20 protein-coding genes are annotated in these 22,950 nt (G+C 74.4%); 13 read left to right on the top strand and 7 right to left on the bottom strand.

All coding sequences use genetic code 11. The annotated features are described in order from the left end of the window. Nucleotides 1-130: 130 nt before the first annotated feature. The 5 genes from AB0H28_RS08555 to ahcY all read left to right on the top strand — a co-directional run bounded on the left by AB0H28_RS08555 (nt 131) and on the right by ahcY (nt 5,539). Entirely contained in the window at nt 131-337 is a 207-nt protein-coding gene (locus tag AB0H28_RS08555) for a Trm112 family protein (RefSeq protein ID WP_358036045.1), read from the top strand. Continuing rightward, the gene (locus AB0H28_RS08550) at nt 334-1,530 is read left to right on the top strand and encodes an SIS domain-containing protein (protein WP_358036043.1); all 1,197 of its coding nucleotides are present in this window, start codon (nt 334-336) and stop codon (nt 1,528-1,530) included. Before AB0H28_RS08555 ends, AB0H28_RS08550 begins: the two co-directional genes overlap by 4 nt. A gap of 28 nt (nt 1,531-1,558) precedes the next feature. Then, the gene (locus tag AB0H28_RS08545) at nt 1,559-2,599 is read left to right on the top strand and encodes a cation diffusion facilitator family transporter (protein WP_358036041.1); all 1,041 of its coding nucleotides are present in this window, start codon (nt 1,559-1,561) and stop codon (nt 2,597-2,599) included. Between the two features lie 3 nt (nt 2,600-2,602). After that, nucleotides 2,603-3,763, top strand: coding sequence for a mannose-6-phosphate isomerase, class I (gene manA, locus AB0H28_RS08540; protein WP_358036039.1), 1,161 nt, complete (start codon nt 2,603-2,605; stop codon nt 3,761-3,763). A 276-nt stretch (nt 3,764-4,039) separates the two neighbouring features. Further along, a complete protein-coding gene (ahcY, locus tag AB0H28_RS08535) occupies nt 4,040-5,539 on the top strand; it encodes an adenosylhomocysteinase (RefSeq protein WP_358036037.1) in 1,500 nt (499 codons plus the stop codon). Between the two features lie 60 nt (nt 5,540-5,599). Here ahcY and AB0H28_RS08530 read toward each other — a convergent pair whose 3' ends face one another. Further along, the gene (locus tag AB0H28_RS08530; protein WP_358036035.1) at nt 5,600-6,961 is read right to left on the bottom strand and encodes an ATP-binding protein; all 1,362 of its coding nucleotides are present in this window, start codon (nt 6,959-6,961) and stop codon (nt 5,600-5,602) included. A 181-nt stretch (nt 6,962-7,142) separates the two neighbouring features. On the opposite strand from AB0H28_RS08530, the gene efeU reads away from it, so the two are divergent. Genes efeU through efeB form a run of 3 tightly spaced genes read left to right on the top strand, consistent with a single transcriptional unit; the run spans nt 7,143 to nt 10,626 of the window. Beyond that, the gene (efeU, locus tag AB0H28_RS08525; protein WP_358036033.1) at nt 7,143-8,147 is read left to right on the top strand and encodes an iron uptake transporter permease EfeU; all 1,005 of its coding nucleotides are present in this window, start codon (nt 7,143-7,145) and stop codon (nt 8,145-8,147) included. A 29-nt stretch (nt 8,148-8,176) separates the two neighbouring features. Continuing rightward, a complete protein-coding gene (efeO, locus tag AB0H28_RS08520; protein WP_358036031.1) occupies nt 8,177-9,307 on the top strand; it encodes an iron uptake system protein EfeO in 1,131 nt (376 codons plus the stop codon). Continuing rightward, a complete protein-coding gene (gene efeB / locus AB0H28_RS08515; protein ID WP_358036029.1) occupies nt 9,304-10,626 on the top strand; it encodes an iron uptake transporter deferrochelatase/peroxidase subunit in 1,323 nt (440 codons plus the stop codon). Before efeO ends, efeB begins: the two co-directional genes overlap by 4 nt. 10 nt (nt 10,627-10,636) lie before the next feature. Here the strand turns inward: efeB and AB0H28_RS08510 are convergent, their stop codons facing one another. After that, on the bottom strand, nt 10,637-11,560 hold the full coding sequence (locus AB0H28_RS08510) for an RDD family protein (protein WP_358036027.1): 924 nt from the start codon (nt 11,558-11,560) through the stop codon (nt 10,637-10,639). Nucleotides 11,561-11,602: 42 nt separating this feature from the next. Between AB0H28_RS08510 and AB0H28_RS08505 the strand changes: the two genes are divergently transcribed. Beyond that, nucleotides 11,603-12,565 carry a stage II sporulation protein M gene (locus AB0H28_RS08505; protein ID WP_358036025.1) on the top strand — a complete coding sequence of 321 codons (963 nt, stop codon included), beginning with the start codon at nt 11,603-11,605 and terminating at the stop codon, nt 12,563-12,565. Nucleotides 12,566-12,630: 65 nt separating this feature from the next. On the opposite strand, the gene AB0H28_RS08500 is transcribed toward AB0H28_RS08505, so the two are convergent. From AB0H28_RS08500 to AB0H28_RS08480, 5 genes are read right to left on the bottom strand one after another with little or no spacing between them, the layout of a single operon-like run. Next, on the bottom strand, nt 12,631-13,941 hold the full coding sequence (locus AB0H28_RS08500; protein ID WP_358036023.1) for a DUF58 domain-containing protein: 1,311 nt from the start codon (nt 13,939-13,941) through the stop codon (nt 12,631-12,633). Next, complete coding sequence (locus AB0H28_RS08495) at nt 13,938-14,927, bottom strand: MoxR family ATPase (protein WP_358036021.1); 990 nt, start codon at nt 14,925-14,927, stop codon at nt 13,938-13,940. The genes AB0H28_RS08500 and AB0H28_RS08495 overlap by 4 nt, the downstream gene beginning before the upstream one ends. Next, nucleotides 14,924-16,192, bottom strand: a complete 1,269-nt coding sequence (locus AB0H28_RS08490) for a DUF4350 domain-containing protein (protein ID WP_358036019.1) — start codon at nt 16,190-16,192, stop codon at nt 14,924-14,926. Before AB0H28_RS08490 ends, AB0H28_RS08495 begins: the two co-directional genes overlap by 4 nt. Further along, a complete protein-coding gene (locus AB0H28_RS08485) occupies nt 16,189-16,821 on the bottom strand; it encodes a DUF4129 domain-containing protein (RefSeq protein ID WP_358036017.1) in 633 nt (210 codons plus the stop codon). The genes AB0H28_RS08490 and AB0H28_RS08485 overlap by 4 nt, the downstream gene beginning before the upstream one ends. Continuing rightward, the gene (locus AB0H28_RS08480) at nt 16,818-17,660 is read right to left on the bottom strand and encodes a hypothetical protein (RefSeq protein WP_358036015.1); all 843 of its coding nucleotides are present in this window, start codon (nt 17,658-17,660) and stop codon (nt 16,818-16,820) included. Before AB0H28_RS08480 ends, AB0H28_RS08485 begins: the two co-directional genes overlap by 4 nt. 210 nt (nt 17,661-17,870) lie before the next feature. Between AB0H28_RS08480 and mtrA the strand changes: the two genes are divergently transcribed. The 4 genes from mtrA (at nt 17,871) to AB0H28_RS08460 (ending at nt 22,868) form a co-directional block, all read left to right on the top strand. Further along, nucleotides 17,871-18,560, top strand: a complete 690-nt coding sequence (mtrA, locus tag AB0H28_RS08475) for an MtrAB system response regulator MtrA (protein ID WP_091060316.1) — start codon at nt 17,871-17,873, stop codon at nt 18,558-18,560. Between the two features lie 91 nt (nt 18,561-18,651). Beyond that, nucleotides 18,652-20,343, top strand: a complete 1,692-nt coding sequence (gene mtrB / locus AB0H28_RS08470; RefSeq protein WP_358036601.1) for an MtrAB system histidine kinase MtrB — start codon at nt 18,652-18,654, stop codon at nt 20,341-20,343. Then, nucleotides 20,340-22,157, top strand: a complete 1,818-nt coding sequence (locus AB0H28_RS08465; protein WP_358036012.1) for an LpqB family beta-propeller domain-containing protein — start codon at nt 20,340-20,342, stop codon at nt 22,155-22,157. The genes mtrB and AB0H28_RS08465 overlap by 4 nt, the downstream gene beginning before the upstream one ends. A gap of 9 nt (nt 22,158-22,166) precedes the next feature. Continuing rightward, entirely contained in the window at nt 22,167-22,868 is a 702-nt protein-coding gene (locus tag AB0H28_RS08460) for a ComF family protein (protein WP_358036010.1), read from the top strand. The last annotated feature ends 82 nt before the right edge of the window (nt 22,869-22,950 follow it).

Below are 22,950 nucleotides of genomic sequence, written 5' to 3'. Positions count from 1 at the left end.
CGACCGGGTCGCCGGGCCGATCGGCGGGTGTCGAACGGGGCCCGGTGCCGGGGCGGGTTCGCCGTTAAGATCGCGTGCGCCGGACGGCACCGCCGACCGGTGAGACCGCATACGTGGAAGGAGCCGCGCCGTGGCCCTGGACCCGCAGTTGCTCGAGATCCTCGCCTGCCCGGACACGCACCACGCCCCGCTCGACTACGACCCGCAGGCGCAGACGCTCACCTGCACGGAGTGCGGTCGCGTCTTCGAGGTGCGCGACGACGTGCCGGTGCTGCTTCTGGACGAGGCCCGGGGCGGGCCGGCGACCGACGACGCGCGGGGCGGGTCGTCGCGGTGATGGACGGTACGGCCGGGGTCAGCGGACACCGGCACGCGGACGAGACCCTGCTGGACGACCCCGCTCTGCTGGCCGAGCGTGATCCGGGCGGCATGCTCCGGTTCACCGCCTCGGCCGGTGCCCAGGTGCGCGAGTCCGCGGCGCTGGCCGCCGAGGCGAACCTGTCGGTGCTCGGCGACGACGGGCGCCCGCGGGCGGTGGTCATCGCCGGCATCGGCACCGCCGGGCGTACCGGGGACGTGCTGGCCACGGTCGCCGGGCCGCGTTGCCCGGTGCCGGTCATTCCGCATCGCAGCGCCGGCGTGCCGGGCTGGGTGGGCGCGGCGGACGTGGTCATCGCGGTGAGTGCGTCCGGCCGCAGCCCGGAGGCGTTGGGTGCGGCCGAGGCGGCGCACCGGCGCGGGGCCCGGCTGGTCGCGGTCGGCGCTCCGGACTCGCAACTCCAGTCGGTGGCCGAGCGGGCCCGGGCGCCGTTCATCCCGGTGCCCCGGCGTGCCCCGGCCCGGGCCAGTCTGTGGGCGCTCACCGTGCCGGTTCTGCTGGCCGCCCGTACGCTCGGCCTCGTGAAGGTCAACGAGGCGGACCTGGCCGAGACCGCGGCCCGGCTGGACGCCGACGCCGACCGGTGCCGGCCGACCGCCGAGTCCTTCGTCAACCCGGCGAAGTCCCTGGCGTTGGGCCTGTCCGGGTCGATCCCGATCGTCTGGGGCTCATCCCCGCTGGCCACGGTGGCCGCCCGCCGGTTCGGTGACACATTGTCGGCGAACGCCCGCTACCCGGTGGTCAGCGGCGCGCTGGGTGAGGCCGGCCGGGGCCGGGTGGGCCTGCTCGACGGCGTGTTCGGCGGGCTGGCGGAGGGTGAGCGGGACATCTTCGCCGACCCCGGCGACGGTGACGACGACGGCATCCGGCTGCGGCTGGTGCTGCTGCGCGACGGTGGGCTCAACGCCGAGGACGACACCGACGAGCCGCTGGCGGTGGAGGAGCGCCGCGCGGACGCGGTGCAGACGCTCGCCGAGCGGCGCGGGGTGCGCTGCGACGTGGTGACCGCCGAGGGGGGCTCCGCGCTGGAGCGGCTCGCGTCGCTGGTGGCGGTCCCCGACTTCGCCTCGATCTACCTCGCCCTGGCACACGGGCTGGACCCGATGGCGGTCCCGGCCATCACGGAAATGAAGGAGCTGGCAAACCAGTGAGCACGTGCGGCATCGAGCGAGGCGGGGTATGAGCGCAAACGGGGGCACCAAGGCGATCACCGCCGCCCTGGCGGCGAACCTCGGCATCGCCGTCACCAAGTTCATCGCGTTCCTGCTGACCGGTTCCTCGTCGATGCTGGCGGAGTCGATCCACTCGGTGGCCGACTCCGGCAACCAGGGGCTGCTGCTGATCGGCGGCCGGCGGGCCAAGCGGGAGGCCACGCCGCAGCACCCGTTCGGGTACGGCCGGGAGCGCTACATCTACGCGTTCATCGTGGCGATCGTGCTGTTCAGCCTCGGTGGCCTGTTCGCGCTCTACGAGGCCTACCACAAGGCGGCCGACCCGCACCCGATCGAGAGCTGGCAGTGGGTGCCGGTGGTGGTGCTGCTCGCCGCGATCGTGATGGAGGGCTTGTCGTTCCGCACCGCGATCAAGGAGTCGAACCCGATCCGGGGCAAGCAGACCTGGGTCCGGTTCATCCGCCGGGCCAAGGCCCCGGAGCTGCCGGTGGTGCTGCTGGAGGATTTCGGCGCGCTCGTCGGTCTGGTCTTCGCGCTCTTCGGCGTCGGCATGACGCTGGCCACCGGCAACGGCATGTGGGACGCCGCCGGCACCGCGATGATCGGGGTGCTGCTGGTGATCATCGCGATCACGCTGGCGATCGAGACGAAGAGCCTGCTGCTCGGCGAGGGTGCCGAGCGGAGCGAGCTGGCCAAGATCGAGCAGGCCGTCACCGGCGGCCCGGAGGTCGAGCGGATCATCCACATGAAGACGCTCTACCTCGGCCCGGAGGAGCTGATGGTGGCCGCGAAGATCGCGGTGCCGGCCTGCGAGAGCGCCGAGGAACTGGCCCGGGGCATCAATGCCGTCGAGGCGCGGATCCGCCGCGACGTGCCGATCGCTCGGGTGATCTATCTGGAGCCGGACATCTGGAGCTCGGCGGCGCAGCGGGCGGGCACCGGCCAGGCGGCCGGCACCGCGGTGCCGGAGGCCGTGGTGGACGACGCCGACGAGACCGCGCCGCAGACCGCGGCAGTCGACGAGGTGGTCGGACGACCCGGGAGCTGACCGATGGAGCTGTTGCAGGGCCGGATCCGGGACTACGCCTGGGGATCGCGGACCGCGATCGCCGCGTTGCAGGGCCGGCCGGTGCCGAGCGACGGGCCGGAGGCCGAGCTGTGGTTGGGCGCCCATCCGGGGGCCCCGGCGACTGTCGACCGGGACGGCCGGCCGGTGAGCCTCACCGAGCTGCTGGTGGCCGAGCCGGGGCACTGGCTGGGTGAGCGGCTGGTCGGCCGGTTCGGCACCCGGCTGCCGTTCCTGTTGAAGGTGCTGGCCGCGGACGCGCCGCTGAGCCTTCAGGCGCATCCCGACGCCGAGCAGGCGCGGGCCGGGCACGCGGCCGACGACGGCCGGGTCAACTACGTCGACCCGTACCACAAGCCGGAGCTGCTGGTGGCGCTGTCGGAGTTCGAGGCGCTCTGCGGCTTCCGCGACCCGGCCGAGTCGGCGGCGGTGATCGCCGGGTTCGGCGTACCCGCGCTGGAACCGGTGGTGACCGCGTTGCGCACCGGGCCGGCGGGTCTGCGGGAGGCCGTACGCCTGCTGTTGAGCTGGCCGGAGGCGGAGCGCGCGGGGCTGGTGGCGGCCGTGTTGGCCGCGGCGACCGCCGGGCCGGCGGCACCGGACGCCGCGCTGGTGCGCACGCTCGCCGCCGGGTACCCGGCCGATCCGGGCGTGGTGGTGGCCCTGCTGCTGCACCACGTGCGGCTGGCGCCGGGGGACGGGATCTGGATGCCGGCCGGCAACCTGCACGCCTACCTGCGCGGCACCGGTGTCGAGATCATGGCGGCCAGCGACAACGTGCTGCGCGGCGGGCTCACCCCGAAGCACGTCGACGTGGATGAGTTGTTGCGGGTGCTGCGCTTCGAGGTGCTGGCCGACCCGGTCCTCCGGCCGGAGCCGGTGGCGCCCGGCGTGCTGACCTGGCCGGTGCCGGTGGAGGACTTCGCGTTGCACCGGGTGACGGTGAGGGCGGGGGCGCCGGCGGCGCGGCTGACGCTGCCCGGGCCGCGGGTGGTGCTGTGCCGGGCCGGCAAGCTGTCCGTGGACGACGGTGTCGGCGTGGTGACCCTGGGCGCGGGCCAGTCCGCGGTCGGCACGGCGGCCGGTGGTCCGCTCGCGCTGGCCGGGGACGGCGAGGCGTTCGTGGCGACGTGCGGCCTGCGCTGATCCGCCGATTTCCGGAAACGACCGCACGCCGCGCGCACTCACTGTAACTTCATGGGTGCGCAGCGTTGTCGCGACGAAAGTCCGGGAACGCGCGGGGAACCAAACCGGGGGGATGCACGGGGCGGCCGGGCCGTGGGCGGAAAGTCCGTTCACGACCGACCGCCCCGTGCGCTGTCCAGCGTTCCTCCACCGGCCCTCCACCAACCGGCCCCGGGTGAGCGGCTTCACGCGCGTAAGGTGGAAGGCTGCGCAGCACTTCCTTCGACAGGAGCTTCCATGACCAGCACCCTCCCGGCGGCCACCAGCGGCCCGTCGTCCGGCGCCCGGCCGAGCACCCTCGCCGAGGGCGACTACAAGGTGGCGGATCTGTCGCTCGCCGAGTTCGGCCGCAAGGAGATCCGGCTCGCGGAGCACGAGATGCCCGGCCTGATGGCGATCCGGCGCGAGTTCGCCGACGCCCAGCCGCTCGCCGGCGCCCGCATCACCGGATCGCTGCACATGACCGTCCAGACCGCCGTCCTGATCGAGACGCTTGTCGCGCTCGGCGCGCAGGTCCGCTGGGCGTCCTGCAACATCTTCTCCACCCAGGACCACGCCGCCGCCGCGATCGTGGTCGGCCCCGAGGGCACTCCGGAGGCGCCGGCCGGCGTCCCGGTCTACGCCTGGAAGGGCGAGAGCCTGCCGGAATACTGGTGGTGCACCGAACAGGTGCTCGCCTGGCCGGATGGGCAGGGCCCCAACATGATCCTCGACGACGGCGGCGACGCCACCCTGCTCGTCCACAAGGGCGCCGAGTTCGAGTCGGCCGGGGCCGTGCCGCCGGTCGAGTCCGCCGACTCCGAGGAATTCGCGGTCATCCTCGAACTGCTGCACCGCTCGCTCGCCGAGGACAACCAGCGCTGGACCCGGATCGCCGCCGGCATCAAGGGCGTCACCGAGGAGACCACCACCGGCGTGCACCGGCTCTACGAGATGCACCGCGCCGGCACCCTGCTCTTCCCGGCGATCAACGTCAACGACTCGGTGACCAAGAGCAAGTTCGACAACAAGTACGGCTGCCGCCACTCGCTCATCGACGGCATCAACCGGGCCACCGACGTGCTGATCGGCGGCAAGATGGCGGTCGTCATGGGCTACGGCGACGTGGGCAAGGGCTGCGCGGAGTCGCTGCGCGGCCAGGGCGCCCGGGTCGTGGTGACCGAAGTCGACCCGATCTGCGCGCTGCAGGCGGCGATGGACGGCTACCAGGTCGCCACGCTCGACGACGTGGTCGAGCAGGCCGACATCTTCATCACCGCGACCGGCTGCTTCGACGTGATCACCAACGAGCACATGGCCCGGATGAAGCACCAGGCCATCGTCGGCAACATCGGCCACTTCGACAACGAGATCGACATGGCCGGCCTGGCCAAGCGCGGCGACGTCACCCGGGAGAACATCAAGCCCCAGGTCGACGTGTGGCGCTTCGACGACGGGCACGCGATCATCGTGCTCTCCGAGGGCCGCCTGCTGAACCTGGGCAACGCGACCGGGCACCCGAGCTTCGTGATGTCGAACTCGTTCGCCAACCAGACCATCGCGCAGATCGAGCTGTTCACCAAGACCGACGAATACCCGATCGGCGTCTACGTGCTGCCCAAGCACCTCGACGAGAAGGTCGCCCGCCTGCACCTGGGCGCGCTCGGCGCCAAGCTGACCACGCTGACCAAGGAGCAGGCCGCCTACCTGGGCGTCTCCCCGGAGGGCCCGTTCAAGTCGGAGCACTACCGCTACTGATCGACGCCGCCCGGGCCGGGTGACCACCCGGCCCGGGATGGGCCGACCGACGTCGACGGGTCAGTCTGCATCATCGGTGGAGAGCTGATGCGAGAACATGTCCAGCGCCGCCCGCCGCACCTGCGGATAGCGCGCCCTGGAAATGCCGTCGGTCAGCGCCGCCACGGTGGCACGCCGGGCCAATTCGGGGAAGAACGCTCCCGTCACCCCGGCGGTCATCGCCACCATCTCCGCGCGTTCGGTCTCGGAGAGTTCGAGATCGCGTCCGTGCACGGTCAGTAGTCGCTGGCGACTGTCGGCGTCGGGCAGCGGCACCTCGACCGCGAGGTCGATGCGGCCGGGTCGCCGGGCCAGGGCGTCCTCCAGGGCGCCGGGATGGTTGGTGGTGAGCACGAAGGTCAGGTCGGCGTCCTCGGCGGTGCCGTCCATCTCGTCGAGGATGTCGAACAGGACCGGGTTGCGGTCGCCGGACCGCCGATCCTGGGCCACCAGGTCGCCGTCCTCGAGCACCACCACCGCGGGTGCCGCCCGCCGGGCGAGGTCACACGCCTCCCGGACGAGGTCGAGTTGCCGACCACTGAGGACGACGGCGGTGTGACCCGGCAGGCGCGAGATCAGGTGGCGCACGACGAGCGTCTTGCCGGTGCCCGGCGGGCCGTGCAGCAACACCCCGCGCCGCAGGCGGTGGCCGGCGGCGAGCAGCGCCGCCCGGTGCTCCTCGACGCCGTGCACCTGCCGGTCGAGCGAGGCGAGGGCGCCGTCCGGCAGGACGACGGACGCGGCGGGCACCACCTGGCGTCGGTGGAACCGGACCGACCCGACCGGCTCCCCGTCCCGGCCCGGATCGAACGAGATCAGGTGTCCCCGGTGGATGTTGACGCGATCGAGGTGCGCCCGCAGTTCGGCCAGCAGTTCCTGGCCGACGTCGGGCTCGGGGGCCAGGACCTCGACCAGCACCCGGGGCTTTCCGGTGCGCCGGTTGCCCACCCGCAGCAGCACGGCGATCGGACGGTCACCCGAGGTGGTCAGGAAGATCCCGAAGGACACGCAACTGCGCTGCGCGTCGACCCCGACCGGCAGGCTCTGGTAGTCGGCGGCGCCCAGCCCGTACTGGTGCCGTGCGGCACCGTCCACGATGTCGCCGAGGCCGGCGTACTCCCGGCCCGGGCTTCGCACCCCGATGAGCGCGGTCGGCTCGCTCCTGGCGGACGTCAGCGTGTCGAGGGCGATCGCCACGTTGGCGTGCTCGTGCGGCGGGAAGGCCGCCGTCACCACCGGCAGGTCGAGCGGACTCCGCCCGAGATGCCGTTCCAGGCGGTCGAACAAGGGTCCCGGCGGCGGGTCCGGGGCGAGTCGGGACATCGCCCGCATGAACTGTTGGAACTGCCGGCCGAAGTCGGCCGCGTCGAATCGGTCGGTCATCTCGCCCCCGTCGCCGTGGCTCCGGCCACCATATCGACCTCGGGGCGGGCCGCCAGCCGGGCCGCCGCGCGCGGTGTGGAGTGACGTTGCCGTGAACGACTTGACGTCCGGCCCGAATCAGGAGGAAGGTATGGCTGCCCTAAGTTAACTGAGGCATGCCTGACTGACTGCGGAGTAACTGATGTTCGCCACGTACCTGATCGGCCTGCGGGAGGGCCTGGAAGCGACCCTGGTGGTCAGCATCCTGGTCGCCTTCCTGGTGAAGTCGCAGCGGCGTGACCGGCTGCCCCAGGTCTGGGCCGGTGTCGGCGCGGCCGTGGCGCTCTCCGTCGTCTTCGGCTCGCTGATCCAGTACACCTCCACCTCGCTGCTGCGCACCTCCGAGTCGCGCGAGTTGTTCGAGGCGATCACGTCGGTCGCCGCCGTGGTGTTCGTGACCTGGATGATCTTCTGGATGCGCAGGGCGGCCCGGTCCATCGCGGGTGAACTGCGCGGCAAGCTCACCGAGGCGCTCGCGGTCGGCTCCCTGGCGGTCGCCGGCATGGCCTTCCTCGCGGTGGTCCGGGAGGGCCTGGAGACCGCGCTGATCTTCTACGCGGCGGCCGAGAGCGTGGCCGGTGGCACCGGGGCGGGCTCGCTGCTCGCCCTGATCGGTGGCATCGTCACCGCCGTGGTGATCGGCTTCGGGCTCTACCGCAGCGCCCTGAAGATCAACCTGAGCCGCTTCTTCACCTGGACCGGCGCGCTGCTGATCCTGGTCGCCGCCGGCATCCTCAAGTACGGCGTGCACGACTTCCAGGAGGCCGGCGTGCTGCCCGGCCTGACCAACCAGGCCTTCGACATCTCCGCCACGCTGGACCCGAACGCCTGGTACGGCGCGCTGCTCGCCGGCATGTTCAACATCACCGCCGCGCCGACCGTGCTGGAGTTGATCGCCTGGGTCGCCTACGCGGTGCCGGTCCTCGCGCTGTTCCTGCGCAAGCCGTCCGCCGGCCCGGCCAAGCCTTCCGCCGGCCCGAACGCGCCCGCCGCGACCTCGACCGAGCCGGCCGCGACGCGCGCCGAGCCCGCCACGCCCCCGGTCGAGCCCGCGACGACGCGCGCCGAGCCCGCCGCCCCGGCCGAGAGCACCGCACCGGCCGCACGGCCGCAACCGGCCGCCGTCGCCCCGTCCCCGCGCGCCTGATCCGCCCGCCTCCGAGGAGAACCGCACCGATGCGTACCACTCGATTCGCCGCGTCCGCCGCCGCCGGGCTGCTCGCCGTCGCCGGACTGGCCGGCTGCGGGGGCGGTGACGACGCCGACGCCACCGCGGGCGGCCCGGTCGCCGTCAAGGCCACCGACACCGCCTGCGAGGTCGGCCGCACCGCGCTCGACGCCGGCCAGGTGACGTTCAAGGTGACCAACTCCGGCTCCAAGGTCAACGAGTTCTACGTCTACGCCGCCGGTGACCGGGTGATGGGCGAGGTCGAGAACATCGCCCCCGGACTGAGCCGGGAACTGCGGGTCGAGCTGCCCGCCGGGACGTACGAGACCGCCTGCAAGCCGGGCATGAGCGGCCGGGGCATCCGGGGCGCGCTGAAGGTCAGCGGCACCGCCGCGAGCGTCGCCCCGGACGCCGCGCTGGCCGAGGCCACCGCCAGCTACCAGCGCTACGTGCGCAGCCAGACCGCCGCGCTGCTGACCAAGACCGAGGAGTTCGTGGCCGCGGTCAAGGCCAACGACGTGGCGAAGGCCAAGGCGCTCTACCCGGTGGCCCGCACCTACTGGGAGCGGATCGAGCCGGTCGCGGAGAGCTTCGGCGACCTCGACCCGAAGATCGACGGCCGTGAGGAGGTGGTCGAGGAGGGCATGGAGTTCACCGGCTTCCACCGGATCGAGAAGGACCTCTGGACCGCCGGCGACGTGAGCAAGGACGGCGCCATCGCCGACCAGCTCCTGGTCGACGTCAAGGCGATCGTGGCCAAGGCCGACGCCGAGAAGCTCACCCCGCTCCAGCTCGCCAACGGCGCGAAGGCGCTGCTCGACGAGGTCGCCAGCGGCAAGATCACCGGCGAGGAGGAGCGCTACTCGCACACCGACCTCTGGGACTTCAACGCCAACCTGGAGGGCTCGAAGGCAGCCGTCGCCGCACTGCGCCCCGCGTTGGAGCAGCGCGCGCCGGACCTGGTCAAGCAGCTCGACGCCGAGTTCGCCAACGTCGAGGCCGCGCTCGGCAAGCACCGGGCCGGCGACGGTTGGAAGCTGCACACCCAGCTCAGCAAGGCCGAGCTGAAGGAGTTGTCGGACCGCATCAACGCGCTGGCCGAGCCGGTCAGCAAGATCCCGGCGGCCGTGGCGCGATGACCAGCCGGGCGGCCGGTGACGCGACGAGCGAGCCGAACAAGCAGCAGACCGGGCGCGGCGTCTCCCGACGGCGGGCGATGACCCTGGCCGGTGTCGGCGCGGCCGGTGTCGGCGCGGTGGCGGCCGGCGCGGGCGCGCTGATCGCCGGTGGTCGCCAGGCGTCGGCCACCGAGACGGCCGCCGGGGCCGTGCCGTTCCTCGGCGAGCACCAGGCCGGCATCACCACCGCGGCCCAGGACCGGCTGCACTTCGTCGCGTTCGACGTGGTCACCAAGGACCGGGACCGGCTGGTCGCGATGCTCCAGGAGTGGACCGCCGCCGCGGCGCGGATGACCGCCGGCAAGGACGCCGGCCTGATCGGCGCGGTCGACGGCATGCCGGAGGCCCCGCCGGACGACACCGGCGAGGCGCTCGGGCTGCCCCCGTCCCAGCTCACCGTCACGGTGGGCTTCGGCCCGTCGCTGTTCCGCGACGCCCAGGGGCGGGACCGCTTCGGCCTCGCCGACCGCCGTCCCGCCGCGTTGGCCGAGCTGCCGCACTTCGCCGGTGACGCGCTCAAGCCGGAGCTGTCCGGCGGCGACATCTGCGTCCAGGCCTGCGCCAACGACCCGCAGGTGGCGGTGCACGCCATCCGCAACCTGGCCCGGATCGGCATGGGCGTGGTCAGCGTCCGCTGGTCGCAGCTCGGCTTCGGGCGTACCTCGTCGACCTCGCGCGACCAGGCCACGCCGCGCAACCTGTTCGGCTTCAAGGACGGCACCGCCAACCTCAAGGCCGAGGACGCCGGTCTGCTCCGCGAGCAGCTCTGGGTGCAGCCGGGCGACGGCCCGGACTGGATGGCCGGCGGCTCCTACCTGGTCACCCGCAAGATCCGGATGCTGATCGAGACCTGGGACCGCAGCCCGCTGGCCGAGCAGGAGATGATCACCGGCCGGACCAAGGGCAGTGGCGCCCCGTTGGGCCGGCGCGACGAGTTCGACGAGCCGGACTTCGTCGCCAAGGGCGAGGACGGCCAGCCGGTCATCGCGGAGAACGCGCACGTGCGGCTCGCCCACCCGGACCAGAACGGCGGCGCCCGGCTGCTGCGTCGCGGCTACAACTTCGTGGACGGCTCCGACGGGCTGGGCCGGCTCGACGCCGGGCTGTTCTTCATCGCCTACCAGCGGGACCCGCGCAAGCAGTTCGTGCCGATCCAGACCCGGCTGGCCCGCACCGACGCGATGAACGAATACCTGCGGCACGTCTCCAGCGGGCTGTTCGCCTGCCCGCCGGGCGTGCGCGACGCGGCCGACTGGTGGGGCCGGGCGCTGTTCTCCTGAGCGGCTGCGCTCAGCGGCATACCGTCTCCGGCGCGGTGGGCTCGGGCGCGGCCCGCCGCAGCGGGGTCGAGACCGGCGGCGCCGGGGCCAGCTCCGGCCAGAGCGTGTCGGCGACCACGCGGGTGCGACCCAGCCGGTACGCCGCCCGCCGCCCTCGTTCGGCCAGCACGGCGGTCAGGTAGGCCCACTCCGGCGCGCGCCACGGCGGCGGCGGTGAGGTCACGGCGGCCACCTCCGCCCACAGTTCCCGGCCCAGCCGGGCCGTCTCCGGCGCGGTGAGCTGCGGCAACCGGTCCACGTACTGCCGGACGGCCAGGGCCAGCCCGTCGTCCACCCGGGTCAGGTCGAGCGTGGCCGCCCAGGCGGCCAGCGGGGGCACGGCCGGCGGCAGCGGACGCCACACCGCGGCGCCCCGGGTGTGCACCACGAGCGTGCCGGCCACCAGGTCGCCGAGCCGCCGGCCGCGCGCGTCGGTGAGCATCACCGTCACGGTCGCCGCCCAGCTCAGCAGCGGCAGCACCAGGCCGGGCCACTCCACCGCGACGCCGACCAGCGCCCGGGTGAGCGACTGGCCGACGCCGACCGGCCCGCCGTCGTCCCGCACCACCCGGAGCCCCACCGCCAGCTTGCCCACCGTCCGGCCACCGGCGAACCGTTCCATCACCACCGGATAGCCGACGAACACCAGCACCAGCAGGACGACCTGGAGGCCGCCGGCCAGGGCGGCGTCCAGCGCGTCCGGCGGCAGCGCGAGCACCAGCAGCGACAGCGCCGCGCCGAGCACGAGCGCGAGGCCGACCTGGACCACCAGGTCGACCAGCAGGGCGAGCACCCGGGAGCCCAGCCGGGCGACGCGGACGTCCAGCTCCACCGCCTCGCCGCTGACCAGACCGGCGTCGGCCCACCCGGAGGGCTGCGGAGGTTGCGCGCGCACCCCGACAGTGAACACCATGGACGCCGGACGGGGGAGGCACGAGTGGATCTCGACGCGTACGCGGCGGAGCACGTGGGCGAGTGGCGACGGCTGGAGCAGTTGACCGGCCGGCGTCGGCTGGACGCGGCCGAGGTCGACGAGCTGGTCCTGCTCTACCAGCGGACCGCCACCCACCTCTCCACGCTGCGCAGCCGGGCCCCCGAGCCGGCGCTGGTCGGGCGTCTGTCCCAGCTGGTCCTCGCCGCCCGGGCCCGGATCACCGGCCGCCCCCGGCCCTCCTGGGCGTCGGTGCGCCGGTTCGTGCTGGCCGACCTGCCGGCCGCGCTCTACCGGGCCTGGCCGTGGTGGTGCGGCGTCGCCACCGGGTTCAGCGCGCTGACCGCGTTCCTCATCTGGTTCGTCGCCGGCCACCCGGACACCGCCGCCGCGTTCGTCGGCGCCGAGTCGGCCCGGGAACTCGTCGACTCCGGCTTCGCCGGCTACTACACCGAGTTCGCCGCGCCGACGTTCGCCTTCCACCTGTGGACGCACAACGCCTGGCTGGCGGCCCAGTGCCTGGCCGCCGGCGTGCTGGTGCTGCCGGTGTTCTGGCTGCTGTGGCAGAACGCGCTGAACCTCGGCGTGGTGGGCGGGGTGATGATCTCCTACGACCGGGCGGACGTCTTCTTCGGCCTGATCACGCCGCACGGCCTGCTGGAGCTGACCGGCATCCACATCGCCGCCGGGGTCGGACTGCGCACCGCGTGGGCGTGGATCGCCCCACCCGCGCATCTCGGCCGGGGCCGGGCGGTCGCCGAGGCCGGACGGGCGGCCATCGTGGTCGCGGCCGGACTGGTCGGGCTGTTCGCGGTGTCCGCGTTGCTGGAGGCGTTCGTCACCCCGGCTCCGCTGCCGACGGCCGCGCGGGTGGCGGCCGGCGCCACGGTCTGGGCGGCCTTCCTGGCCTACGCCCTCCTCCTGGGCCACCACGCCGCTCGCCGCGCCACCGCCACCGCTGGCCGCTGATTCACGGAAACAGTGGCCAAGGAGCCCGCCACAGCCACTGTTTCCGTGAATCAGGGCGGGCAGGGTCAGAGTTGGCCGGCGGACTTGAGGCGTAGGTAGATGTCGGCCACGGTGGGCGCTAGGCGGTCGGCGGGGACGTCCAGCACTGTCACGCCGTGCCGGGACAGGGCCGCGCGCACCCGGTCCCGCTCGCCGAGCGCACGCCACGCCGACGCGGCCGCGTACGGGTCGTCGGGGCCGGCCGGGGTAGCCGTGGCGAGCCCGGTCAGCACCGGGTCGTGCGTGGCCGCCACCATCACCCGGTGCCGGCCCGCCAGCCGGGGCAGGACCGGCAGCAGCCCGTCCCGCAGCGCGCCCGGGTCCAGGGCGGTGAAGAGCACCACCAGGCTGCGACGCCGCTCGCGACGCAGCACTTCGGCGGCGATCAGTTCGAAGTCGGTCTCGGCCAGCGCCGGCTGGAGCGGAGCCACCGCCTCGACCAGCCGGGGGAGCAGCGCCGGTCGGCCGCTGCCGGTCACCCGGGCCCGCACGGCGGTGTCCACGGCCAGCAGGTCGACCCGGTCGCCGGCCCGGACGGCCAGCGCGGTGAGCAGCAACGCCGCATCGATGGCGGTGTCCAGCCGCGGCTCGTCGCCGAGCCGGACCGCCGACGTGCGGCCGGTGTCCAGCACACAGACGAGCCGCCGGTCTCGCTCCGGGCGCCAGGTGCGGACCAGCACGTCGGCGCGGCGCGCGCTGGCCCGCCAGTCGATCGACCGGACGTCGTCGCCGACCGCGTACTCCCGCAGGGTGTCGAACTCGGTGCCGTGGCCGCGCCCGCGCGTCACCTGGACGCCGTCGATGACCCGCAGCCGCGCCAACTTCTCCGGCAGGTGCCGCCGGGAGTCGAAGCGCGGCAGCACCCGCAGCGTCCAGGCCGGGGTGGCAGGGCGTCCGGCCCGCTGCCGGAAACCCAGCCGCATCGGCCCGAGTGAGCGTACGGTCAGCGCCACCGCCGGCCGGTCGCCGCGACGGGTCGGGGTGAGGTGGACCGGCAGGGTGGCCGTGTCGCCCGGCGAGACGGTCAGCACCTCGTGCGCGGGCCGGTCGGGTCGCGCCCCGGCCGAGGGCACCCAGGCGTCGCGCACCTGGGCGCGCAGCGTGCGGTCGGTGGGATTCGCCAGGTGCAGGGTGACCGTGGCGGTGCCGCCGAGCCGGACCGTCCGGTCGCCGGCGCGGCTCACCACGAGCGCGTGCGGCGCAACCGCGAGCGCCCGGTCGAGGGCCACCAGCAGCAGCACCGCCGCGGTCAGCACGGCGACGCCGAGGAACGGCGCCGGCCAGGCCGGCAGCGTCGCGGCGCCCGCCGCGAGCAGCAGGCCCGCCCGCCAGGTCATCGCGGCGTCGGCACGGTGGCCAGCACCGAGTCCAGCACGGCGTCCACCGTGACGCCCTCCAGCTCCACCTCCGGCCGGGGCCGGAGCCGGTGGCGCAGCGTGGGCCGGGCGACCGCCTTCACGTCGTCCGGGGTGACGTGGTCGCGCCCGGCCAGCCAGGACCACGCCTTCGCGGCGGCGAGCAGCGCGGTGGCGCCCCGGGGCGACGCGCCCAGCTCCAGGGCGGGCGTGGACCGGGTGCCGCGGCAGAGGTCCACGATGTAGCCGAGCACCGGTTCGGCCACGTGCACCGCGTGCGCCTCCGCCCGGGCGGCGGCCAGGTCGGCCGCGCCCGCCACCGGTCGTACGCCCGCGGCGCGCAGGTCGCGCGGGTCGAAGCCGGCGTGGTGCGCGCGGAGCACCCCCAGCTCCTCGTCCCGTCCGGGCAGCGGCACCGTCAACTTGAGCAGGAAGCGGTCGAGCTGCGCCTCGGGCAGCGGGTAGGTCCCCTCGTACTCGACCGGGTTCTGGGTGGCCGCGACGATGAACGGCTCGGGCAGCGGGCGGCGCTCGCCCTCGACGGACACCTGCCGCTCCTCCATCACCTCCAGCAGCGCCGACTGGGTCTTGGGCGGGGTCCGGTTGATCTCGTCGGCGAGGAGCAGGTTGGTGAAGACCGGCCCCTCGCGGAAGGTGAACGCGGCGGTGCGCGGGTCGAAGATCAGCGAGCCGGTGACGTCGCCGGGCATCAGGTCGGGGGTGAACTGCACCCGCTTGGAGTCCAGGTCGAGCGCGGTGGCGAGGGTGCGTACCAGCAGCGTCTTGGCCACCCCCGGCACGCCCTCCAGCAGCACGTGCCCCCGGCAGAGCAGCGCGATCACCAGGCCGGTGACCACGGCGTCCTGCCCGACGACCGCCTTGCCCACCTCGGCACGCAGCCGGTGCAGGGCGGCGCGGGCGTCCGACCCGGCGGTGGGCGACGCGGCGGCGATGACGGGTCCGGTCACCGGGGTTCTCCTTCGTTCGGATGCGGGGCCAGGGTACGGGTCAGCGTGTCCAGCTCACGGGCCAGCTCCAGCAGCTCCCGGTCGTCGGCCGGCGCCGGGCCGTGCAGCAGCTCGGCCACCCGTTGCGGGTCGTCACCGGTGCCGGCGGCGACCCGGGCCGTCACCTCGTCGTCCGGTGTGTCGGGCGGCAGGTTGAGCCGGGGCAGGATGCGGTCCAGCGCGGCGTCCCGCAGCGTCGCGGCGACGGTGTCCCGTGCGCCCGCCCGCCGGTAGAGCCGGGCCCGGCCGCGGACGGTCTCGGCGGACCGGACGCTGACCGGCAGCGGTTCCGCCACCGGTGGCCCGAGCCGGCGGGCCCGCCACAGGACCGCCAGCAGCCCGGCCACGGCGAGCTGTGCCAGGATCGCCCAGAACCAGGCCGGGAACGCGTCCCACAGCGGGTTCTCGCCGCGCGGCGGCGGATCGGCCCGGGTGGGGCGTGCCTCGGCGGTCCCACCGGGCGTGGGCGTCCCGCCGATCTCGGTGGTCGGCGACGGGCTGGCCCGGGTCGGCTCCGCCTCGGGCGCGGGCAGGTCCAGCCACACCACCTGACGGCCGCCGCCGAGCAGGCCGGTGGCGAGGGCCCGGTTGCCCCACTCGTCGATCCGGTCGTTGCGGAACGGGTCGCTGGCCCCCACCAGCACCACCTCGGTGCCGCCGGGGACCCGCAGCAGCGCGCCGCCGTAGCAGCGGTCGGCGCGCTCCGGCCCGGCGTACCGCTGCTGGTCGACCGCGGCGGTGCCGGCGCGGGCGGCCTCGGGCAGCCGGCACGGCGCGCCGTCGGCGTCCGGGGGCAGGGCCCGGGTGGCCCAGCGGCGGACGGTGGGTGCGACAGGCGTGTCCAGTTCCCTCAGGACGCGGCGGGACGGCTGGACCAGCACCAGCCGGCTGCCCGGCGGCAACCCGGTCAGGTCGACCAGGGTGTCCGGGTGCACCAGCGCGGGGGCCGGCACGAACAGGGTGCTGGGTGCCGCGCGGGCGGTGCGCAGCGCGGCGGCGGTGTCGGTCGCCCGGCGCACCGGCACCCCCTGCGCCGCCAGCGCACCGGCGAGCCGGCTTGCGCCGTCGTCGTCGGTGGCGACGGGGGAGAGGAAGCCGCGTTCGCGCGGGTCGGGCTGGTCCACCTCGTGCAGGATCACGGTGGTCACGATCAGCAGCAGGCCCAGCCCGAGCGGGGCGACGACCCGGGGCCAGCGGCGGCGCACCGATGCCGAGGTCGCGGTCACCGCCGTTCCTCCTCGCCGGTCAGCTCGCGACGCAGGTCGGCGGCGAGAGCCCGCATCCGCTGGTCGTGACCGGCGGTGGCGGGGCGTTGGGCATACCAGAGGTCGGAGAAGATCATGCCGGCGGCGTGCAGGGTGGGCCGCAGCGCCGGCCGGTTCCGGGTCGCCGCCTCGGTCACCTCGGTCACGGTCAGCCCGGCCCGTGGCTCCACCAACTGCCGCGTGACCAGCAGCCGGACCATCTCGCGCAGGCGTTCCCGGACCGCCTCGGCGTACCGGCCCTCGGCGGCCAGCCGGTCGGCCGTGCCGAGGCCGTCGACCGCACCGGCCGGCGCCTCCCGGGGGGCGGGGACGCGCGCCGGCGGCGGTTCGGTCCGGCGCCGGCGGGCGGGCCGGCGCGGACGCGGTAGCCGGAACCGGGGCAGCCGGAAGCGGGTCAGCCGGAACCGGGGCAGCCGGGGCCGGCGGAGCCGGGGCAGCGTGAACCGGGGCCACCGGCGGGGCACCCAGGCTGGGAACGAATACCACGCCAGGGCGGTGAGCAACGCGGCGACCAGCAGGAGCAACGCGACCAGCGGCAGGGGCACCACGTCGCCGAGCGCGGCGACCGTCTCGGTCCACCACCGGCTCACCGCTGGGCCGCCAGCAGCACGGGCTCCGGTACGTCTTCCGGCGCCCGGGAGAGCCGGATGTCCAACCCCTCGGTGCGGATCCGGGTCTCCAGGTGCAGCACCGCGTCCAGGCAGGCCAACGCCGGGTACGCGACCGCGTTCACGGCCACGTGGGCGGCGACGGCGACCGGCAGCGCCCAGGCCGACACGTCGAACAGGCCCAGCAGCCCGAGCCCGTAGGGAACGCCCGAGCCGATGCCGACGCGGACCAGCCACCAACCGAGGTAGCCGAGCAGTCGGACGGCGGCGGCGCGCCCGCCGACCCGGCCGGCCAGCCGGACCGCCCGCCCCGGCGCCCGGTGCGCCGGCACCCCGTCGAGCACCAGCACCGGCACCACCAGGCCGACCAGCGCGTACGCCACGAACCAGGCCGGCCCGGCCAGCCCGGCGACGCCGACGACCAGCCCGACCGTGACCGCGGTGAGCGCTGTCGCGGCCGGGCGGGCCGCGCGCAGCAGTTCCGACGGCGCCAGGCGGCGGCCGAGCAGCGCCGCCGCGCCACCGCGCGCGGCCGGGTTGCCCAGCACCGCGATGATCATCGCCTCGATGCCGGCGCCGACCGCGAGCAACAGCCAGTACCAGCCGAACCGGCCCTCGTCGCCCGGCCACCAGCCCGGCGGGTGGGCGCCGGCCAGCACCCGCATCGGGTAGAGCACGGCCTGCTCGGCGAGGGCCAGCGCGACGGCGAGCGGAAGGAGGACCCGGGCCTGGTCACGCAGCAGCAGCACGGCGGCGTCCAGCAGTTCGCCGACGGTCAGCGGGCGGCGCGGGAGCACCGTGATCGGGCCGGCGTCGGACACGCGTACTCCTGGGCGGCGGGGCGGAGGTGGCGGGTGGGGCGACACCCGGGGATCATGGTTGCACGGCGGGTTCGCATCCGGTGGACCTGTCCGCCGTGGCGTGCCACGCTGGCCGGGCGCGCCGCCGGCTGTGGTGCCCGGGCCCGCTCGGCGCTACCGTGCCGGAAAGACTCCGACCTCCGACCGAACGGGGATGGAACGATAAACCCCATGAGAGCCCGCGTACTCGTGGTCGACGACGACCCCGCCCTTGCCGAGATGCTCGGCATCGTGCTGCGCAGCGAGGGCTTCGTGCCGTCCTTCGTCGCCGACGGAGAACGGGCATTGGCCGCGTTCCGCGACAGCCGGCCCGACATCGTCCTGCTCGATCTGATGCTGCCCGGCATGAGCGGCATCGACGTGGCCCGGGCGATCCGGGCCGAGTCCGGTGTGCCCATCGTGATGCTGACCGCCAAGAGCGACACCGTCGACGTGGTGCTGGGGCTGGAGTCCGGCGCCGACGACTACGTGGTCAAACCCTTCAAGCCGAAGGAGCTGGTGGCCCGGATGCGGGCCCGGCTGCGTCGCGGCGAGGACGTCGCGCCGGAGCTGCTCACCATCGGGCCGCCCGGCAACCAGATCACCATCGACGTCCCGGCGCACACGGTCAGCCGCGACGCCGAGGAGGTGAAGCTGACGCCGCTGGAGTTCGACCTGCTGGTCGCGCTCGCCCGCAAGCCGCGCCAGGTCTTCACCCGCGAGGTGCTGCTCGAGCAGGTGTGGGGCTACCGGCACGCCGCCGACACCCGGCTGGTCAACGTGCACGTGCAGCGGCTACGCGCCAAGATCGAACCGGATCCGGAGCGACCCGAAATCATCCTCACGGTTCGGGGCGTGGGCTACAAGGCGGGCACCGGATAACCTGGGCAGCACTGTGCTGACCGCCTCGCTGCCCGACCCGCCGCCTCAGACGTCCCGCCGGCTGCCCGCCGCGCGGGCACTCCGGCGCGAGCTGACCGGTCGGTCGGCCCGGCTCGCCGCCGGCGTGCGCCAGACCTGGCGGCGGTCGCTCCAGGTCCGCGTGGTCACCATCACCCTCGTGGCGTCGAGTCTGCTGGTGGGCGGTTTCGCCTACCTGATCGCCGACAAGATCACCGGCATCCTGCTGCAGAACGCCGAGACCGACGTCCGGCTGCGGCTGAGCAACGGCAGCGAGTACGCCGCGAAGCAGTTCAACCTCTACAGCCAGCCGCAGGAGGCCCAGCTCCAGGACACCATCGACGGCACGGTCAACTACCTGGCCGGCGGGGACCCGACGCAGACCAGCGGCGTCGTGGTGGCGATCACCGCCGACGACTTCGCCGAGTTCATCGAGCCGCGGGTGTCCCCCGACGTGCCGGTCCGGTCGCTGATCGGCGAGGAACTGCGCGGCGCCGTGGGCTCCGGCAAGGTCGCCCACCAGATCCGCACCGGCACGCTCGGCGGCGGTGAGCGCACGAAATACCTGGTCTACGGCTCGCCGGTGCCGACCAAGTTCGGCCAGGTCGAGCTCTACTACCTCGTACCCCTGGCCCGCCAGGACGCCACGGCGGCCGACGCCCGCGCGACGGTGGTCGCCACCGGCGTCGCCCTGGTGCTCCTGCTCGGCCTGCTGGCCGCCCTGGTGACCCGCCTGGTGGTCACTCCGGTCCGGGTCGCCGCGCGCACCGCCCAGCGGCTCTCCGCCGGGCTCCTCGACCAGCGGATGGTGGTCTCCGGCGAGGACGACCTGGCCCTGCTCGCCGCCTCGTTCAACCAGATGGCGACGAACCTGCAACGGCAGATCCTCCGGCTGGAGGAGATGTCGCGGCTGCAACGCCGGTTCACCTCGGACGTCTCGCACGAGCTGCGTACCCCGTTGACCACGGTGCGGATGGCGGCCGACCTGATCTTCACCGAGCGCGACGGGTTCGACCCGGCGGTGGCCCGCAGCGCCGAGCTGCTCCAGGCCGAGCTGGACCGGTTCGAGGAGCTGCTCACCGACCTGCTGGAGATCAGCCGGTTCGACGCCGGCTTCGCGGTGCTGGACAGCGAACCGACCGATCTGGTGCCGGTGGTGCACCGGGTGACCGAGCGGCTGGCCGGGCTGGCCGAGCGGGTCGGGGTCGCGATCGAGCTGGACCTGCCGGGCACGCCGGTGATCGCCGAGGTCGATCCGCGCCGCGTCGAGCGGGTGCTGCGCAACCTGGTCGGCAACGCGGTCGAGCACGGCGAGGCCAGACCGGTGCGGATCACCCTGGGCATGGACCCGAGCGCCGTGGCGGTCACCGTGCGGGACCACGGCGTGGGCCTCAAGCCGGGCGAGGAGAAGTTGGTCTTCAACCGGTTCTGGCGCGCCGACCCGTCCCGGGCCCGACAGACCGGTGGCACCGGCCTGGGCCTGTCGATCAGCCTGGAGGACGCCCGGCTGCACGGCGGCTGGCTGGAGGCGTGGGGCGCGCCGGGGCAGGGCGCCCAGTTCCGGCTGACCCTGCCGGCCCGGGCCGGTGACCGGCTCACCACCTCGCCGCTGCGGCTGGTCCCGGCCGACGCCACCCTGCCGTTCGGCGGCCCGCGCGACGGCGGCCCGCTCGCCATCGGCCCGGGCAGCGGCGCCGGCACGCTGGCCGTCGGCCCCGCCGACGCCGAGCCCGCCCAGGCCCAGCCCGCGGAGGCCCGGCCATGAGCGTGCGGAACCGGCCGGGACGGCGGGCCCGGCGTCTGGTGGTCGGGCTGCTGGCCGGCGTGCTGCTGCTCCCCGCCGGCTGCGGCATCCCGGCCGAGACCGACGTCCAGATCGACGGCTCGGTGCCCGTCGCCGAGCCCGGCTCGCTCAACGGCCCCCCGGCCTCGCCGCCGGCCCCGACCGACAGCGACGAGCCGGTGCCGTTCATCGAGAACTACCTGCGGGCGGCGGCTGCCGGGGAGCGCGACGCGGCCTACGCGCGGGCCCGGACGTTCCTCGCCGACGAGGCCCGCGACCAACTCCCGGGCAAGCCGCAGACCAGCGAGATCGAGTTGACCGTGGTCCGGCTGCGGTCGAAGCCCGAGAGCACCCCGCCGAACAACCAGGGCACCAGCACGGTCCGGCTCAAGGTGCAGCAGGTCGGCGTGCTGCGCGCCGACGGGACATTGGGCCCGCCGACGGCCACCGAGACGGAGTACGTCTTCGAGCTGCGTCGGGCCGAGCCCACCGGGACCGGGCTGCTGATCACCCGCCTGCCGAACGTGCTGCTGACCAGCGACTCGGCCCTGCGCGAATACTACCGCCAGCACAAGGTCTACTTCTGGAACTCGGACCTGACCCGCCTGGTGCCCGATCTGCGCTACCTGCCGGCGGTGCCGACCGAGCGTCTCGTCACCGAGGTGGTGAAGTGGCTGGCCGGGGGCCCGTCCGACTGGCTGGCGCCCGGGGTGACCGGGTTGCCCGATCGCACCCGGCCGATCAACAACGCCACCGGTGGGAACTCCCAGTGGGAGGTCAACCTGGACATGCCCGGGGCCAACGAGGGGCGGCTGGCCCGGCTCGGCACCCAGCTGGCGTGGTCGCTGCCGGAGCTGACCGGGCAGCTCGACCTGAAGATCCAGAACCAGAAGCGGCTCACCGTCGACCTGGAGCGGGAACGGGCCACCCACGACGCGTACCCGCGGGGCGCGGATCCGACCCGGTTCAGCGTCTACGACGGTGTCATCCACCCCCTCGGGTTGGGCAGCGAACGGCGGGGCACCGTTCCGCTCCCGCCCGCCGAGAACCGCAACGTCGTCTCCGCGTCGATCGCCCGCGTCGACGAGCGGTTGCTCGCCGCGCTCGTGGTGGCCGCCCCCCAGCAGCGGCTCCGGCTCAAGGTGGGCACCGGTGGCGAGGAGGTCGCGGTGCTCAATACCGGTGACCCGACGTTCGGCACGATGAGCCGGCCCACCTGGCTGCGTTCGCTCGACGACGCGCAGCCGGCGGGCCTGGTGGCGGCCGACGGCAAGCTCTACCGGTTCGACGGTGCGGGCGTCCTCGATCCGGTTCCGCTGAGCGCGGCCGGCAGCGTGGTGGCGGTGGCCGGGGCCCTGGACGGGCACCGGATCGCGCTGGTGAGCGGCGGCGCGGTCTACGTCGCGGCGGTGAACGTCGAGGGCGGCGGGGTCAGCCTGGGGCAACCGCGCCGGCTGCCCACGCTGCTCACCGGTGTCACGGCCGTCGACTGGATCTCCGAGGACCAACTGGTCCTCGCCGGCAACGACCCGGACCGCCGCTCGGTCATCCACCAGCTCAGCGTCGACGGGGGCTTCGAATCCCCGCTCAAGACCGAGGTCGGCGCCGCGGTGACCCAGCTGGCGGGATACCCGGGCAGCGGCGACCGTGGGTTGCCCGCGTTCTCCTTCATGTACGAGACGAACGGCGCGGCCTACCGGAACAACCCGTTCGAGTTCATCAAGCGCCAGCAGGTGCTGGACCTGCCGGCGGGCAGTCGGGTGGTCAACCCGACCGCACCCTTCTTCCTCTACTGAGGCGGCGCGGTGCCGGACCTGGGTGGGCTCTGGTCGGATCTGACCGATCTGGTGCTGCCGGCCGGGTGTGCCGGCTGTGCGGCGCGTTCCGCGGGGCTGCGGCAGGGCTTCTGTCCGCGCTGCGTCGACGAGCTGGGGGCGTTGCGTCCCGGGGCGACCCGGCCCGATCCGGCTCCGCCCGGCCTGCCACCCTGCGTCGCGCTCGGGCCCTACGCCGGGGCGTTGCGCGAGGGCCTGCTGGCGTACAAGGAGCGGGGCCGGCACGGGCTGGCCCGGCCGCTGGGCGCGTTGCTGGCCGAGGTGGTGGCCGTGGCGGTGGGGCAGCCGGGCGCGGTGACCCTGGTGGCGGTGCCGGACACCGCCCGGGCGGCCCGGGCGCGGTACGGCGACCATCTGGAACGGTTGGTGCGTCCCGCCGCGGCCCGGCTGCGCGCGGCCGGTTGGCCGGTGCGCGTGCGGCGTCCGCTGCGGGCGTCGCCCCGGCCGGACTCGGTGGCGCTGGACAGCGCCGGCCGGGCCGCGGCGGCCGAGGCGGCGTTCCGGGTGCGTCGGCCGGTGTCGGCGGTGCCGGCCGGAACCGTGGTGCTGCTCGACGACATCGTCACCACCGGCGCCACGCTGGCGACGGTGAGCCGGAAATTGCGCGGCGCGGGAATGACGCCAAAGGTCGCGGTGGTGCTCGCCGCAACGCAAAAGCGGCGGCCCCGGTGACGCTTCGTGCATCCCTTTCACCCCATGGTGTATGAGGTGTTAAATTTCGCGACCGCTCTCGGCAACCGGGGGTGACTGGTGG

The sequence above is a fragment of the Micromonospora sp. NPDC050980 genome, assembly GCF_040653835.1.
In the GTDB taxonomy this organism is placed as follows: Bacteria; Actinomycetota; Actinomycetes; order Mycobacteriales; family Micromonosporaceae; genus Micromonospora.
Note: the sequence above shows the minus strand (reverse complement) of the source record. Positions and strands in the feature narration are given on the sequence as shown.

Excerpts from the sequence above, each read along its gene's own strand:
- mtrA (WP_091060316.1), top strand. The coding sequence starts at position 17,871 with ATGAGAGCCCGCGTACTCGTGGTCGACGACGACCCCGCCCTTGCCGAG.
- AB0H28_RS08530 (WP_358036035.1), bottom strand. The coding sequence starts at position 6,961 with ATGACCGACCGATTCGACGCGGCCGACTTCGGCCGGCAGTTCCAACAG.
- efeO (WP_358036031.1), top strand. The coding sequence starts at position 8,177 with ATGCGTACCACTCGATTCGCCGCGTCCGCCGCCGCCGGGCTGCTCGCC.
- AB0H28_RS08545 (WP_358036041.1), top strand. The coding sequence starts at position 1,559 with ATGAGCGCAAACGGGGGCACCAAGGCGATCACCGCCGCCCTGGCGGCG.
- manA (WP_358036039.1), top strand. The coding sequence starts at position 2,603 with ATGGAGCTGTTGCAGGGCCGGATCCGGGACTACGCCTGGGGATCGCGG.
- AB0H28_RS08500 (WP_358036023.1), bottom strand. The coding sequence starts at position 13,941 with ATGACCTGGCGGGCGGGCCTGCTGCTCGCGGCGGGCGCCGCGACGCTG.
- efeB (WP_358036029.1), top strand. The coding sequence starts at position 9,304 with ATGACCAGCCGGGCGGCCGGTGACGCGACGAGCGAGCCGAACAAGCAG.
- AB0H28_RS08465 (WP_358036012.1), top strand. The coding sequence starts at position 20,340 with ATGAGCGTGCGGAACCGGCCGGGACGGCGGGCCCGGCGTCTGGTGGTC.
- efeU (WP_358036033.1), top strand. The coding sequence starts at position 7,143 with ATGTTCGCCACGTACCTGATCGGCCTGCGGGAGGGCCTGGAAGCGACC.
- ahcY (WP_358036037.1), top strand. The coding sequence starts at position 4,040 with ATGACCAGCACCCTCCCGGCGGCCACCAGCGGCCCGTCGTCCGGCGCC.